This is a genomic window from Phaeobacter sp. JH20_02 (assembly GCF_048056915.1).
Classification (GTDB): domain Bacteria; phylum Pseudomonadota; class Alphaproteobacteria; order Rhodobacterales; family Rhodobacteraceae; genus Phaeobacter; species Phaeobacter bryozoorum.
On the sequence record NZ_JAYMVP010000022.1, the window covers coordinates 180237 to 195665 of the forward strand.

The 15429-nt window shown below is 62.4% G+C and carries 15 protein-coding genes; 6 read left to right on the top strand and 9 right to left on the bottom strand.

Annotated features, from left to right (window positions below):
- The first annotated feature begins 20 nt into the window (after positions 1-20).
- Positions 21-476 carry an Lrp/AsnC family transcriptional regulator gene (locus VWY34_RS07630; protein ID WP_340544689.1) on the top strand — a complete coding sequence of 152 codons (456 nt, stop codon included), beginning with the start codon at positions 21-23 and terminating at the stop codon, positions 474-476.
- Complete coding sequence (locus VWY34_RS07635; protein WP_416545096.1) at positions 473-931, top strand: Lrp/AsnC family transcriptional regulator; 459 nt, start codon at positions 473-475, stop codon at positions 929-931. The genes VWY34_RS07630 and VWY34_RS07635 overlap by 4 nt, the downstream gene beginning before the upstream one ends.
- 88 nt (positions 932-1019) lie before the next feature.
- On the opposite strand, the gene VWY34_RS07640 is transcribed toward VWY34_RS07635, so the two are convergent.
- The 3 genes from VWY34_RS07640 to VWY34_RS07650 form a co-directional block, all read right to left on the bottom strand.
- Positions 1020-2216, bottom strand: a complete 1197-nt coding sequence (locus tag VWY34_RS07640; protein WP_416545098.1) for a UbiH/UbiF family hydroxylase — start codon at positions 2214-2216, stop codon at positions 1020-1022.
- Positions 2217-2327: 111 nt separating this feature from the next.
- A complete protein-coding gene (locus VWY34_RS07645) occupies positions 2328-2570 on the bottom strand; it encodes a hypothetical protein (protein WP_340544693.1) in 243 nt (80 codons plus the stop codon).
- A 181-nt stretch (positions 2571-2751) separates the two neighbouring features.
- The gene (locus VWY34_RS07650; protein WP_416545102.1) at positions 2752-3393 is read right to left on the bottom strand and encodes a pyrimidine 5'-nucleotidase; all 642 of its coding nucleotides are present in this window, start codon (positions 3391-3393) and stop codon (positions 2752-2754) included.
- 180 nt (positions 3394-3573) lie between these two features.
- On the opposite strand from VWY34_RS07650, the gene VWY34_RS07655 reads away from it, so the two are divergent.
- Positions 3574-4227: a GntR family transcriptional regulator gene (locus VWY34_RS07655; RefSeq protein WP_340544695.1), complete on the top strand. Its 654-nt coding sequence runs from the start codon at positions 3574-3576 to the stop codon at positions 4225-4227.
- On the opposite strand, the gene VWY34_RS07660 is transcribed toward VWY34_RS07655, so the two are convergent.
- Together VWY34_RS07660 and carA are read right to left on the bottom strand one after the other, a co-directional pair.
- Positions 4224-6176, bottom strand: coding sequence for a glycosyltransferase (locus VWY34_RS07660; protein ID WP_416545104.1), 1953 nt, complete (start codon positions 6174-6176; stop codon positions 4224-4226). The genes VWY34_RS07655 and VWY34_RS07660 overlap by 4 nt on opposite strands.
- A gap of 137 nt (positions 6177-6313) precedes the next feature.
- Entirely contained in the window at positions 6314-7477 is a 1164-nt protein-coding gene (carA, locus tag VWY34_RS07665; protein WP_260087337.1) for a glutamine-hydrolyzing carbamoyl-phosphate synthase small subunit, read from the bottom strand.
- 220 nt (positions 7478-7697) lie between these two features.
- On the opposite strand from carA, the gene VWY34_RS07670 reads away from it, so the two are divergent.
- Positions 7698-8171 (top strand): GatB/YqeY domain-containing protein, encoded by a 474-nt coding sequence (locus VWY34_RS07670; protein ID WP_416545106.1) that lies wholly within the window; start codon positions 7698-7700, stop codon positions 8169-8171.
- A 27-nt stretch (positions 8172-8198) separates the two neighbouring features.
- On the opposite strand, the gene VWY34_RS07675 is transcribed toward VWY34_RS07670, so the two are convergent.
- From VWY34_RS07675 to VWY34_RS07685, 3 genes are all read right to left on the bottom strand, one after another.
- Entirely contained in the window at positions 8199-9020 is an 822-nt protein-coding gene (locus VWY34_RS07675; RefSeq protein WP_416535792.1) for a prephenate dehydrogenase/arogenate dehydrogenase family protein, read from the bottom strand.
- Positions 9021-9250: 230 nt separating this feature from the next.
- On the bottom strand, positions 9251-9742 hold the full coding sequence (locus tag VWY34_RS07680) for a DUF2244 domain-containing protein (RefSeq protein ID WP_416545108.1): 492 nt from the start codon (positions 9740-9742) through the stop codon (positions 9251-9253).
- A 155-nt stretch (positions 9743-9897) separates the two neighbouring features.
- Entirely contained in the window at positions 9898-11571 is a 1674-nt protein-coding gene (locus VWY34_RS07685) for a cytochrome c oxidase subunit 1 (RefSeq protein WP_340544700.1), read from the bottom strand.
- 326 nt (positions 11572-11897) lie between these two features.
- Here VWY34_RS07685 and VWY34_RS07690 point away from each other — a divergent pair, with 326 nt between their 5' ends.
- Together VWY34_RS07690 and VWY34_RS07695 are read left to right on the top strand one after the other, a co-directional pair.
- A complete protein-coding gene (locus VWY34_RS07690) occupies positions 11898-12326 on the top strand; it encodes an HIT family protein (protein ID WP_416545110.1) in 429 nt (142 codons plus the stop codon).
- 451 nt (positions 12327-12777) lie between these two features.
- Complete coding sequence (locus VWY34_RS07695; protein WP_416545112.1) at positions 12778-14691, top strand: alpha/beta fold hydrolase; 1914 nt, start codon at positions 12778-12780, stop codon at positions 14689-14691.
- A gap of 29 nt (positions 14692-14720) precedes the next feature.
- Here VWY34_RS07695 and lipB read toward each other — a convergent pair whose 3' ends face one another.
- Positions 14721-15392: a lipoyl(octanoyl) transferase LipB gene (gene lipB / locus VWY34_RS07700; RefSeq protein ID WP_416539331.1), complete on the bottom strand. Its 672-nt coding sequence runs from the start codon at positions 15390-15392 to the stop codon at positions 14721-14723.
- Positions 15393-15429 lie beyond the last annotated feature (37 nt).

Sequence of the window (15429 nt, forward strand, 5' to 3'; positions counted from 1 at the left end):
ACGTAATTATAATGAAAATCATGCTTGATGACTTGGACCGACGCATACTTCGCCATCTTCAGGCGGATCCAGAACAATCGCTGCCTGATCTGGGGGATCGCCTTGGCCTCACAGCCTCGCGCCTGTCGCGGCGGCTGGAGAAGCTGCGCGAGACCGGCGTGATCCTTGGGCAGCGGGCGGTGATCGACTGGCGTGCGCTTGGCTATGAGGTGGAGGTTTCGCTGCGGATCACGCTGGACAAGACCAATCCCCGCGCCTTTGATGAATTCATCCCCGCCGCGCGTGAGATCCCGGAGGTGCTGGAAATCCAGACCTTCCTCGGCCAGGTCGATGTGCGGCTCTCGGTGATTGCGCGGGACATGGCACATTATCAGGGGATTTACCGCAGCCAGATCCTGATCCTGCCGCATATCACCGACATCGAGGCGCTGATGCATGTGGCACGCATCAAATCGGACGAGGCGCTGCCGATATGATGGCGCTGGATGACATCGACCGCGCGCTGCTGCGCGCATTGGGACGGGATGCCACGCAATCGGCCGGCGCCTTGGGGCGCGAACTGGGGCTGAGCCAGCCCGCAACCTGGCGCCGCATCCGCCGCCTGCAGGAGACGGGGATCATCCGGGGCCGCAAGCTGGATCTTGATGCCGGCAAGCTGGGCTTTGGTGTGACGGTCTTTCTGGGGCTCAAACTGGCCACCAAGGGGCGCGTCTCGCTTGAGGATTTCGAACGTGCGGTGACTGCCATCCCGGAGGTGCAGACGGTCGAACATGTGCTGGGCATGTATGACTATCGCCTGCGGGTGACGGCGCGCGACATTGCTGATTTTGAACGCGTGCTGCGGCGCCGGATCATGACCCTGCCCGGGGTGGGCAATGTGGATGCCAATGTGCTCTTGAGCGAAGAGCGCCGACCCGGCCCGCTCGGCTAGACGCCGCCGTCGCCCGGATGCGACAGCCCTGTCATCTTTCCCCAAATACTCTCGCCGAAGGCACCGGTCCCCGCAGGGGGCCGGATCCCTATTTTACCCCAAGCCCCATCTGCATCAGGGTCTTGCGTACGGGGGCCATGGAATAGAGCGCATTCAGGCCAAACGCGCGCAAATCGCGCAGCGGGCGGGGCGACAGCATCGAGGTCCGGTTCAAGAGGTCGATCCCCTTCACCCGCATCAGAATGTCGCCATGGCGGGCCTTGTGATAGCTCTCGAGCATCCTGGCGTCGCCCAGGGCCTCGGGCCGGGTCTGTGCCAGATCCAGCAGCACCCGCAGATCTCCCAGCGACATATTCAGGCCCTGGGCGCCGATTGGTGGCACCACATGGGCGGCTTCGGCCATCAGGGCAAGGCGTTCGCCCGACATGCGGGCGGCAGACTGGCTGATGATCGGCCAGATGCTGCGGCGTGAGGCCAGCCGCAGGTCTCCCAGCACACCGCAGCTGCGCCGGTTCATCTCGATTTCGAACGGGGCCTGATCCATCCGCTGCAATGCCTGGGCTCTTGGGCCGCGTTCCATCCAGACAATCGCGGAGGAGGGTCGACCGTCGTGATCGGGCAGCGGCACCAGAGTGAAGGGGCCGCCGGAGCGGTGAATTTCGGTCGAGACATTCTGATGGGGCAGGTCGTGGGTCACGGCGAAGGCCAGCGCCTTCTGTCCGTAACGGGTGGTCCGCACAGGGATGCCCGCTGCCCGCCGCATCGGGCTGTCGCGCCCGTCACAGGCGAGCACAAGACGGGCCGTGACCCGGGTGCCATCGCTCAGGGTGACCTGGGCGGAGTCCGTGCGCGTGAACAGGCCGGTGGTGCCCAGACCCGCACGGAAATCCACCGTCTCCAGATCGTCCAGACGCGCCAAAAGTTCCCGCCGCAGGAGCCAGTTGGGCAGGTTCCAGCCAAAGGGCTGATCGGAGATATCGGCGGATTTGAAATCCTTGGTGACACGGGCCACCGGCTCGGCCCCGCCAGCGTCAATGATCCGCATGATGTCCAGCGGCGCGGCGTGGGCGTCGAGCCGGGTCCAGATCCCGGCGTCCTGCAACAGCGCCTTTGCCGGTTGCAGGATCGCGGTGGTTCGCAGATCGGCACCGGCCTCGTCGCGCAGTGTTACGGGCGCAGTCGGGTCGACGCAGATCACCCGGAACCCGGCGGCGCCAAAAGTTGCGGCGGCGGTGAGCCCGGCGATACCGCCACCCGAAATCAGAATGTCACAGCTGTCAGTCATCAGACCTGCCTTTCATCACTGGTCCTGAGATAGGCCGCTGGCAGCTGGAATGACAAGCGACATACTGTCCTTATGCCGGGCCTTTTTCGGGGTTCAATTGGCGCCGCGCCCCTAGCCACGGGTGATCATCACCAAGACGACAAACATGATGCCGGTCTTGGCGACCGCAGGGAGGAACAGCGCGGGCAGGCCCCAGATCGCAACAGCGAGGCCCCAGAGCAGAACATAAAGGAGGATAGCGAGAAGCGCCTTTGTGGCGCCACTGTTATGGCTGTCGGCAGGCACGGGAGCCGCCGCCGGGGCTGCGGTCACAGTGGTGCGGTGCTGGCTGTGGTCGAACGTCAGGTCATTCATCGGGCGGGCATCCTTGGCTGTGGCGGAGTGCGCAGCCTGATGGCGGAAGGGCCGGGCCTGCGCGGAAAAGATACCTGCCATATAGAGGTTATCAGTCCCGGAAAAAGTCGGGTGCGGCGGCGCGCCACGGGGGTGCGACAGGATGCGCAGGCCGGTGCCACCTTACGCTGTCCGCAGGCGGCTACAGCAGCCCGAGAAACCCGGTCAGATCATCCGTGTGGTGGTGAATATGCGCGCCGGTCGCCGCGGTTGGTGCCACATGCACCGTACGCATCCCCAGATCATGCGGCGCCTGCAGATTGCGCGGATCGTCCTCGAACATCGCAGCCTTTGTCGGGTCGATCTTTGCCTTGGCAAAGATGATGTCAAAGGCCTGACGTTCGGGTTTGGGGCGGTAATTGGCATGTTCGACCCCGTAGATCTCGTCAAAGCAGCCCTCAAGACCCCGCGCCGCCAGCACCCGCTCGGCATAGGGGGCGGTGCCATTGGTATAGATGATCCGCTTGCCCGGCAGATCCCGGATCCGTTCGGCCAGCAGGCTGTCCGGCGTCAGATGATCGAAATTGATGTCGTGGACCTCGATCAGGAACGGGTCCGGGTCCAGATCGTGATGGGCCATCAGCCCGGCAAGGGTGGTGCCATGTTCGCGCCAGTAGTCATCTCGCAGCTTATTGGCCATCTGCTGGTCGACGCCAAGCGCGGTCATGACGTAGTCCGTCATCTTGACCTCGATCTGATCGAACAGCCGGGCGGAGGGGTGATAGAGGGTGTTGTCGAGATCGAACACCCAATGGCGGACGTGAGAAAAAGATTGCGATACCATGGCCTGTGACCTAGGTCGCCCGCCGCATGATTGCAACTGTCGCCATGCGCCGGTGCACTACATCGTCGTGGCGTCTTCGGGTCGATCCGAGGGGCTGATTTTAACTGCGTGGTCGGGGCGGGGTTGATTGCACGGCGGCCGGACCTGTAGACATCGGGGGTCAACAACCCAAGGATCGACATGAACCTGACCCGCAGCACCAGCCAGACCGACGCTTACGCGCTGATCCTTGAAGCCATCGATGTCGGGGTTTACCGGCCCGGAGACCGTCTGGTCGAGAGCGACCTTGCCGAACGGTTCGGTGTCTCGCGCACGCCCATCCGCGAGGCGTTGCAGCGGCTGGAGACCCAATCGCTGCTGGAGCGCGATGGCCGGTCGCTGATTGTTGCCTCGCTGGATCACAACCAGATGGCGGAGCTATATGTGGTGCGGCGCGAACTGGAAGGGCTGGCGGCCAGCCTTGCGGCGCGGCACGCTACCGAGGAGGAGGTCCGGGTGCTGCAGGAGATGGTCGCCTCTGACGATGCCTTTGTAGACAATCCGACGGAGCTTGCGAAGGCCAACCGCCGGTTTCACGAGCAGATCCATCTGGCGTCACATAACCGGTATCTGGTGCAGCAGCTGAACCTGGTCCACCGCACGATGGCGCTGATGGCGACCACCTCGCTGGCGGCGGAGGGGCGGGGCCGGATTGCGCAGGCCGAACATAAGACCATCGTGAACGCGATCGAGCGTCGCGATGAAGAGGCGGCGGGGCGGGCGCTGAAGGATCATATTTCTGTCGCCTTCATGACCCGGCTGAAACAGGACGCGGGCGATCGCAGCAAGGGCTAGGTGCCACCGGTCGGGAGCCTCGGGGCGAGCGGCTTGCGAGCCTTCGCGGGTTGGCCGTGCGCGGTCTTGTCCCAGAAGAACGGTTTGAAAATCAGCTCGTAGAGCGCCTTGTAGACGGCAATCACACCCATCGGAAAATAGAGCATCATGCTGGGCGCCCAAATCGCCAGCGATCGCCGACCGCTGGCAAAGGCCGCTGTAACGGCGATGATGATGCCAAGGAGTTCAAAGAAAACCAGGGCGGCAGCGGCCAGATAGGGCGCGCCTGCGGGCAGCAACGGGGCGCTGGGATGGCCAAGGCCGAGGGTGATCAGCCAGAAGGTCCAGAGGCAGGGCGCCAGCAGGAACTGGCCAACGGTGCCGAGGAAGAAGGCCTGAAGGCCGAGGAACTGGCGCCAGCCCAATTGCCGCGCCAGTACGGCGGGGCGGCGCATATGGACCAGATAGGTGACCATGAACCCCTTCAGCCAGCGCGAGCGTTGCTTGATCCAGGGCCATGCGCGGCAGTTGGCCTCCTCATAGGTGGTGGTGGGCAGCATTTCCGTGCGATAGCCAAGGCGGCTGAGGCGGACGCCAAGATCGGCATCCTCGGTCACGTTATGGGCGTCCCAGCCTCCCAGCTGTTCCAGAATGTCACGGCGGATAAACAGCGTGGTGCCACCCAGCGGAACCACCAGCCCGAGGCGGGCGATGCCCGGCAGTACGATGCGGAACCAGCTGGCGTATTCGAGGGTGAAGCAGCGCGAGATCCAGTTCTGATCCGGGTTGTAGTAGTCGAGCGCGCCTTGCAGGCAGGCCAGATCGTTATCGCCCTGCGCAAAGGCACGTGCGACCTGTTCCAACTGGTCGGGATCCGGGGCATCTTCGGCATCCCAAACACCGATAATTTCCCCCCGGCAGTAGTTCAGCGCGTAGTTCATCGCCCGTGGCTTGGTGGTCAGGCCGCCGTGGGCGGGCACTTCGATCACGCGGAACCAATCGGGTAAATCGGCGCAATGGATGGCGTTGCGGGTGACCTCGTCGTCTTCTTCGAGGACCAGAAGCACTTCGAGCAGGCTGCGCGGGTAGGTGAGTTTGCACAGGCGTCGCAGGAGGGCGCGGCCGATTTCGGCCTCTTTGTAGAGCGGGACAAGGATCGACATGCGCGGCAGGCGCCGTCCCGTGGCCGCCAGCTGTAGAGAGCCTGCGCTGGGCGGCTGCTTTGGTAGAGGCTGCGTGCTCTCGTGCAGACGTCGCCGCCGCCGGTCCTGCAAATGGGATACGAAACCTGCACATTTCAGCAGAATGAACAGCAAGAGCGTAAAGAGCGCCAACCCGCAGAGCAGGGTAAAAACCAGCCTTGGCCGGGTCGCGGTCAGGCCAAGGCCGGCGAGCCCCGTCAGCAGCGGCAGGCCTAGCCAGTTCGGTTGGCGCAAAGTGCGGCAGCTATAGCGCAGCGGTACAGAGGCGCTGGCGTCGCGGGCAAGATCCTCGCGGAAATGACTGCTGAGCAGTTCGGTGATCTGCGCTTCGCTTGCGATCACCGGCCGCACATCGCCAAAGCTTTCTGCAAGGTCGCGCTGCACCTCGGCAAAGGCGGCTGGATGCGCTATCGCGACGATCACAGTCTGCCCCAGTTGCATGTATGGCAGCGCACAGCGACGCAGCCAGAACCGGGCGGGTTTGCGCGCGAGCAGACGCGCCTGGGGGCGATGACCGCCCAGATCAACCCGTGGCATCCCGTGCTGGGACGACAGCGCATCCAGAACCTGCTCCTGACTGGCCCACCCTTCGGAAACAAGGATCTGGTCAATCGGAGCGCGCTGATGCTGACGCAGAACCAGCGCCCGCATCAGGTGATCCTTGCTGACGGCGTGATCTTCCACCAGCCGCCGTTCAAAGGAGGTCTGGCGTTCGCGCCGAATGAGGGGTCGTGCCGCCTCTAGGAATTTGAGGTTGTGTTCAACCATGACAGCACAGTTTATGCGGTCATGGATTCGAGCAAGAGGTTTTTACAGGGGCGTATTTCTCAAGCCCCTGTTTTCCATGGCAAAAGCTTGCCATGGAACCGTGTTTTTTGCGTAGGCTTATCTCAGCCCCGCTGAATTTACGCAGATTTGCGCGCAGCCATAGCCTCGGCGAAGCGCTCGAACAGGTAGAAACTGTCCTGCGGGCCGGGGCTTGCTTCGGGGTGGTGCTGCACCGAATAGACCGGACGATCGGAGATGCGAATGCCACAGTTGGAGCCGTCGAACAGCGACACATGCGTCTCTTCGACACCGTCAGGCAGGCTCTGCCCGTCGACGGCAAACCCGTGGTTCATCGAGGTGATCTCAACTTTGCCGGTGGCGTTTTCCTTCACCGGGTGGTTGGCGCCGTGGTGGCCGTGGTTCATTTTGACGGTCTTGCCGCCAAGCGCCAGTGCCAGCATCTGGTGGCCGAGGCAGATCCCGAACATCGGCAGATCCGTGGTGTCGAGGATCTGCTGGATCATCGGCACGGCATAAACGCCAGTGGCGGCGGGATCACCGGGACCATTTGAGAGGAAGACACCATCGGGGTTATGGGCCAGCACCTCATCAGCGGTGGCAGAGGCGGGCAGGACGGTCACGTCACAACCCGCCGATGCGAGGCAGCGCAGGATATTGCGCTTGGCACCGTAGTCGATGGCGACAACCTTGTGCTTGGGGTCTTCCTGACGGGTATAGCCCTCGGGCCAGGCCCACCGCATTTCGTCCCAGCGATAGCTTTGCGCGCAAGTAACGTCCTTGGCCAGGTCGCGCCCTTCAAGGCCCGACCATTCGCGGGCCTTGGCGATCAGTGCTTCGATGTCGAAATTGCCGTCGGGATCATGGGCCAGGGCCACATGCGGGGCGCCCTGCTGGCGGATCGCACGGGTCAGGCGGCGGGTGTCAACGCCGCCGATGGCGATACGTCCGGTGCGGGTGAGCCAGGTTTTCAGCTCTTCGGTGGCGCGCCAGTTGGAGGATTGTGTCGGATCCCATTTCACCACCATGCCTGCGGCGACGGGATCGGCGGTTTCGTCATCCTCGGGGGTGACGCCGGTGTTGCCGATGTGAGGGAAGGTGAAGGTCACGATCTGCCCCGCGTAGGAGGGGTCGGTCATGATTTCCTGATAGCCGGTCATGGCCGTGTTGAAGCAGAGTTCAGCGACGGTTTCGCCGGTGGCACCAAAGCCGTTTCCATAAAAGATGGTGCCATCAGCCAGTGCCAAACATGCGGTGGGCTTGGGTGGGACGGTATCGGCCATGGCGCGACTCTCCAATATGGGCAAAATTCACGGGTATCTAAGGGGTGTGCGCCAAGCCGTCAAGCCTCCGTCGCTGCGATCTGGGCCTGTTTGCGGGGCGAGGCCGGCACCATCTAACGGTGTTTGGGTGCCCCAACGTCATTTGTCTGGCCCCAACTTGAACTTGACTACCACTTTAGGTAAAGATCCGGTTTCCGACTCCGTGGGAATGGACAGATAAATGGATACGCGAACTCGGGTCAATATGGCCCTGAAACAGGCCATGAAGGACCGCGCAGCTGCCCGACTGGCAACCTTGCGTCTGATCAATGCCGCGATCAAGGACCGTGAAATTGCCGACCGGGTCGATGGTGAAGGGGGCGGAATTGGCGATGCAGAGATCCTCGCCATTCTGGGCAAGATGACCAAGCAGCGCAACGAAAGCGCACGCGCCTATGAGGAAGGCGGACGGCTGGACCTGGCCGAACGCGAGCTGGGTGAGATTGCTATCATCGAGGAGTTCCTCCCCAAACAGCTGAGCGACGACGAAATCGCCGAGGCGGTCAAGGCTGCGGTTGCTGATACTGGTGCGCAGTCGATCCGTGACATGGGCAAGGTGATGGGCGCCCTGAAGGGCAAATACACTGGCCAGATGGATTTCGGCAAAGTCGGCCCCCTGGTGAAGGATCAGCTCTGCCAGAGCGGCGACTGCTGACGCTGATCTGAGCCAATCGCTGTCAGATCAGAAGCCCGCCACCTTTGGCGGGCTTTTTGCTGGGCATTGGGTTGCCGACCAGGGGGTTGCCCGGGGCTGGTATGTGGATGATTGGCCGAGGTCGGCCGCGCATTGCAGGAAGGCCTCGCGCACCTCAGCGGCAAAGGGATTGTCGCGCAGGATCGCCTGCTGCACGTTGGGGGCATCTCCGGCGACCATCCGGCTGGCCTGTTGCATCAGTTCGAAACTGGCTGTGGTCATCCGCAGGGGACCCGATGCAACCTGACTGAGCGCCTGGGCGATCAGATGGGTCAGACCCTGTACTGTCGCCAGCTCGCGGTCATGGGCCTCGGGTGTGGTCCAGATGACATCGAGCCCGAAGACATGGCGCAGCAGCGCCGCCAGACGCAAGGGGCGCCCGCCGCGTAAGGGGCAGAGGGCGATTTTCTGACCGGCGAGACCCTGCGCGGCGCTTTGGGGGCCGAACAAGGGATGGCTTCCCAGAAGCTGGACCTCAGGCGGCAGGGTCCGCAGCATCACCTCCGCCGGCGCCATTTTGACAGAACCGACATCCATCACCAATGCGCCGGGGGTGAGCAGCGGTGCAATCTCGTGGCAGAGCTGCTCCATCGCACTGACAGGGACGGCAAGAATGACCAGCGGGCAGGCGGCGGTTTCGGCAAGCGGGCAGAAACGCAGGGACGGGTGTTGCGGCAGGTCACAGCCTGAGGCTGGATCATGCACGCAGATCGGCACCAGCGGCGACAGGTGACGGGCGATCAGCTGGCCAAAGGCGCCAAAACCAATCAGGCCAACGCGGGGAAATCTGGTGGAAAGCGACATCGACATCGGGCTCCGGTCTGTGCCGCGCTGCCGTTGGGATGATGTGAGATGCTGCCTCTGTCCGCCGGAACGCGGCGGGATGAACATCAAGAAATGAGAATACGTCCGCCGTTATGAAAACAGCGGATAATACTGGATCGAAAAGGATACGGACGTAATGAACATATGCCTCTGATACGCGGCGCCCCGGCCAAAGTCAAAGGTGCAGTTATGCGGGGCGCTCCGGCATCGGGGTGTCACGGGCTGTGCCGGTGCAGCGCGGTCTTCAGATCCTCATAGAGCGCCTTGCGTTCCTCCTCGGACAGGAAGGCGCCGATTTCGACCTCTCGGCCACTGCCGCGCAGGGTGACGTAATTCGGCACGGGTCCGTCATCGGCATGCAGTTCGACCTGTGTCCAATAGCGGTTACAACGCCAGTTCTGGCGCTGTCCGGTCGGGTTGATGCGCTCCAGATGCGCATCGGTGGAGTCCAGCGTCAGCACTTCCAGCACATGCCGGTCACGGCGACTGCGATCCAGTGCCCATTTCACCGCAAACAGCGTCGCTGTCACAAAGGGCAGAACCCCCCAGAGCGCCGCACTGCCCAAAAGGGGGATCATCGGGATGGTGATCAGCGCCGCAAGCACCCCCAGAAAGCGGACATAGCCCTCTGGCGGCAGCGACTGATGCGGCCAGAGGTGCAGCTCTTGATTGCTGTCGGTTCGGGCTGTGATCCATTGATACGGCATGGCGTGAATTTAGCGTCCGCCAGCGGCCTGTCCAGCATCTCGACAGGGCCATGCGTCGCAGCTGCAAAGGGGGGAACCGGGTCGGTGCTGCGGGCACAAAGAAGGCCCCGAAGCGGGTGCTCCGGGGCCTGTCTGTCATTCAGTTCATCAACACCTTAGTGCGAATGGGAGCGATCCCAGTCTTCCTGCTTGGGCAGGATTTCGAACGTGTGCTCCGGCGGCGGAGAGGGCAGGGTCCACTCCAGCGTATCCGCATATTCGTTCCAGTAGTTGTTCTGGGTGATGCGGGCACCGCGCAGCAGCGAGTAGATCACAACGCCAAAGAACAGCAGGAACGATGCAAAGGACAGGAACGCGCCATAGGACGAGATCTTGTTCCAGTACGCAAAGCCTTCCGGGTAGTCGATGTAACGACGCGGCATGCCCTGACGGCCCAGGAAGTGCTGGGGGAAGAAGGTCAGGTTGGCGCCGATGAAGAACATCCAGAAATGGATCTGGGCGCCCAGCTCGGAGTACTGACGACCGGTCATCTTGCCGAAGTAGAAGTACACACCGGAGAAGATCGCAAAGACAGCACCCAGCGACATCACGTAATGGAAGTGCGCAACCACGTAGTAGGTGTCGTGATAGGCGCGGTCGACAGCCGCCTGCGACAGCACCACGCCGGTCACACCGCCGACGGTGAACAGGAACAGGAAGCCGAAGGCGAACATCATCGGAGCTTTGAACTCGATCGAGCCGCCCCACATGGTGGCGATCCAGGAGAACACCTTAACCCCGGTCGGAACCGCGATCACCATGGTGGCCAGCATGAAGTAGGCTTGCTGGTTCAGCGACATGCCGACGGTGTACATGTGGTGCGCCCAGACGACAAAGCCTAGAACACCAATCGCGATGATCGCCCAGACCATCGGCAGGTAGCCGAAGACCGGTTTGCGGGCGAAGGTCGCGATCACGTGGGAGATGATGCCAAAGCCCGGCAGGATCACGATGTACACTTCCGGGTGGCCGAAGAACCACAGGATGTGCTGATACAGGATCGGGTCGCCGCCGCCGGCAGGGTCAAAGAAGGTGAACCCAAAGTTGCGGTCCATCAGCAGCATTGTGATCGCGCCGGCCAGAACGGGCAGGGACAGCAGGATCAGCCAGGAGGTGACGAAGATCGACCAGGAGAACAGCGGCACCTTGAACAGGGTCATGCCGGGGGCACGCATGTTCAGGAAGGTGGTGATCATGTTGATCGCACCGAGGATCGAGGACGCACCAGAGACGTGAACGGCGAAGATCGCCAGGTCCATGGAGAAGCCGCCTTCGTTGGTGGACAGCGGCGGGTAGAGAACCCAGCCGACGCCGGAACCGGCCTGGTCGTTGCCGCCCGGTGCGAGGACCGAGGCAACCGCGAGCGAGGTGCCCGCGACATACATCCAGAACGACAGGTTGTTCATCCGCGGGAACGCCATGTCCGGCGCGCCGATCTGTAGCGGCATGAAGTAGTTGCCGAACCCGCCGAACAGCGCGGGAATAACCACGAAGAACATCATCAGGATGCCGTGGCCGGTGATCAGAACGTTCCACAGATGCCCGTTGGGGGTACATGCCGCAGACGCATCTGCAAAAAGACGTGCACCTTCAAGGCACATGTACTGAACGCCGGGATCCATCAGTTCAAGCCGCATGTAAACGGTGAACGCGACGGAGATGAAACCAACGATCGCCGAAACGATCAGGTAGAGAATGCCGATATCCTTATGGTTCGTGCTCATGAACCAGCGGGTGAAAAAACCGCGCTCGTCTTCGTGGCCGTGACCATGAATGGCTGCATCTGCCATTAAGGTGCCTCCTGTTGCATAACGATAGGCCAACAAACACCGTCCCCGGCGGGCCTAGACTCATCCTGCGTTTTAGTTCGCCGGCAACAGGCCTTCAATGGCGGAGTTTGATATGGATCAAGAATAATTGTCGCGGGCAGGCCCTTTCGGGCTGCCTTTCTGATCCTTTGGCGCCGTGGTCCGGCGTATGTCACGGCGAAGCGCCCCCCGGCCTTGGGTCGTCCGGGAAGGATTTAGCCGTGTTTTATCGAACGGGCGGTCCTTGTGTGCTTGACCAGCGGGCGATAGCCACGCAAGTTCCCGTTGATAGCTACGGAGGGCAGATAGTGGCGGTGTACGATCCAAACAATATCTTCGCAAAAATTCTGCTCGGAGAACTGCCAGCGCACAAAGTCTACGAAGACAATGACACGCTGGTGTTCATGGATATCATGCCGCGCTCCGACGGGCATATGCTGGTGATCCCCAAGACGCCCTGCCGGAATGTCCTTGACGCATCGCCGGCCCAGCTGGCGGCGGTCATGGCGACCGTGCAGAAGATCGGTCGGATCGCGATGCAGGCATTTGACGCCCAAGGGATTACCATTCAGCAGTTCAACGAGGCTGCGGGTGGGCAGGAGGTGTTCCATCTGCATTTCCACGTGCTGCCACGTCGCGACGGCGATACAGTGCGACCACCGGGCATAATGGCCGATCCGGGTGTTTTGCAGGCACATGCGGAGATAATGCGTAAGGCCGTGGGCGCCGCCGCCTGATAGAGGCCGCATGTTCTCAGAGTAAGCGATTACCGGCGGGCTGTCCTGGCCTGTCGCGGCTCGTGTTGCTGTGCTGATGCACAGGCGCGAAGTCGCGGACCAGTTATTCTACCTTTGGATGAAATTTATATTGATATGTGTGACCCGTTTATCCTAGGGTCCCGGCAGTCTCGGCCATAGGGCCTGAAGAACTGAGAACTGAACCGATATCGGGAGGGGGCTTGGCAGCGCAGCTGTCCAGGCGGAGCGATGTGGGTTTCATGTTTATGGCGGCCTGTCCCTGGCCTGCCCGTGGTGTCTTTGCAGCGCCCGGCGAAGGGGAACCGGAAATGAAAGTTGCGGCAGTCTCGTATTGGTCGGGGCTGCTTATGTTCATACCAACCTGCGCAGATGCGCCATGGTTTTGCAAAGTGACGGGCGTTTGGCCTGTGTATGTTGCTGAGGAGGGGCCGTGGGTAAGACGGCAGAGGATAGTGGTGATCTAAGGGGGCTGTCGGACGAGACGGTGGCAGCGGCCGTCTACGGCTCTGTTCTTGGCGCGTCCAATGCGGTCGCCTGGCGGGACCGGCTGATCCGTGCGGGCTATGATGGTGTCGCCGGGAAAGCCAAGAGCGCACTGATAGGATCGACGCCGGTTGGCGCCGGTAAGGCGGTTGCCAGCTCCTGGCAGGGATCTGCGGGCTCTTCTGATGGGCTGGGGCTTTCGGCGCATTTGTCACCTGAAGGCGAGCTTGCCGGGGCGGCGCTGATCGGACGTCACTTTGACCGCGCCATCTATCTCAGGAGTCGCCTGATCGCGGCGCAGAACCATGGATCCTGGCCAGAGCTTCAGGCAGTGCTTCCCTGCGGTGCGAGAAACTGGCTGCTGGTATCGCGCGAGGCGGAGATTCTGGCCGCAGGTGATGACTGGCCGAGCCGTGGGCGCATCACCGCGCCCTGGATCGCTCAGGCCATTGGGGTTGCTGATGCCAAGCTGCCGCTGTGGCACACGCTTTTTGATGAGGATAGCCCGCGCCCTGCACTTACGTTGCTGCGGGGCGAGGGGGGGCGGCTGCTGATGTGCCAAGCGGTGGGCGGCCGCGGGGAGAGGCTGGGCGCCGTCGATGGTCTTTCTGGCGCGCGCCCGTCTGACATGGCTGCATGGCGCGGCCGATTACGGGCCGTGGACCCCTCGGCACCGGCGGTTCTGGTGGAACAGCTTACGACCGGCTGGTCGGATGTGGCGGCAGATCAGGTGGCATTGCGGTTCGGCTTTGATCCGGAGGAAATGTCGCTGCTGCGTCATCTGTTGATTGAGGCCGACTGGATTGAGCTGCGCATCGGGACCGGTGGCGAACGCGGGCCTGAACTGGCCCTTCTGGGCCAGATGCTCAGCAAAACTGCAGCGCCAAACTGCCCTGAGATGCTGCGGTTCCTTGCCTATCTCATGCAGCAGACGACTCGCGATCACGATATCGCTGCGGGTCGCGCGTCACCCCCACAACGCGTACTGAGCCTGGCGTCCGGGCTGACTTCACAATATTTGCAGTTTGGCGCCGAGCGCGGCCAGCCGGTGATCTTTGTCCATGGTATCTTTGACGGGGTTGCGGCGATCCAGCGGCTGCAACCGCAGTTGCGGGCGCGTGGCCTGCGGTGTCTGGCACCTTTGCGCTGCGGCTATGGTGGCTCGGACAGTTTGCCGAGCGGGACTGATCCGATTGATTTATTCGTAACCCAGTTGGATGCGCTGATCGACGCGGAGGGTTTGGTCAATCCCATCCTGATGGGGCATCGCAGCGGATGCCTGTTTGCCGCCGCCGCCGGGCGCAGGCTGCGTGACCGGCTGGGCGGGGTGGTCTGTATCGGCGCGACACTGCCATTGCCCAGTATCGGACATGCAAGGGCCCTGCGCGGGCATCAGCGCGCGCTGGCGCTGAGCGCGGTCCATGCCAGCGCGGTGCTGCCGCTTGTGGTGCGCAGCTGGTCACGGTCCGTGCGGCAAAAGGGGCCGCAGGTCCTGGTGTCGCGCCAGATCGCCCGCGAAAGCGCGGACCGTCAACTGCTGGCTGACCCCGCGTTGAGCGCGGTTCTGGACCAGAGCCACAGGATGATGATGCAGCAGGGGCGCGGCGGCTACGAAATTGATCTGCGGTTGGCGGTTCGCTCGCGCGACATGCGCCATTGTGCCAAGGCCGCGCCGACCATCTATCTGCATGGCGGAGAAGATACCGTGACGCCGGTCGACAAATTGCAGGCCGCGCTGGGGAGTGGTCACGCCAACCTTCAGATCCGGGTCAGCAAACGCGCCGGTACCATGCTGCTCTATGCCCAGCCGGAGCTGGTGTTTGCAGCGATCGACGACCTGCGTCAGCGCATGACGTCATGATCGGCCTGTCGCGCAACGGGGGCTGACGCCTAGTCAAGGGCACAGGTATCGGTTGTGGCAAAGGCGACATCGAAACATTGCTTCAGCGCCACATCCACATCCGTCATCGTGACCGGCAACCCCAGATCCACGAGGCTGGTAACGCCGAATTCGGTGATGCCGCAGGGGACGATGCCGTCAAAATGGCTGAGGTCAGGCTCCACGTTGATCGAAATGCCGTGAAAGCTCACCCATTTGCGCAGGCGGATACCGATTGCAGCGATCTTGTCCTCGGTCTTCTCTCCGTTGGGCCGCAGGGGTTTGTCGTCCCGCTCCACCCAGACGCCGACACGGCCGTCGCGGATATGGCCGGTCACGTTGAACCGGTCGAGCGCCAGGATCACCCAGCGCTCCAGCTGGCGGACGAAACAGCGCACATCGCGGCCCCGTTTGGCGACATCCAGCATGACGTAAACCACGCGCTGGCCGGGTCCGTGGTAGGTATATTGTCCGCCGCGCTTGCTTGCGTAGACCGGGAAACGGTCGGGGTCGGTCAGATCGCCGGGCCGCGCCGAAGTGCCGGCCGTATAGAGCGGGGGATGTTCAACCAGCCAGATACATTCCTCGTGGGTTCCTGCGGCAATACCCGCCGCACGCTCCTCCATGAAGGTGACGGCCTCGTCATAGCCGGTCAGGCCGGAGGTGGTGATCCATTCAACCATCGACGGTGTCCTTTGTTATGACTTTTGTAACCACTAT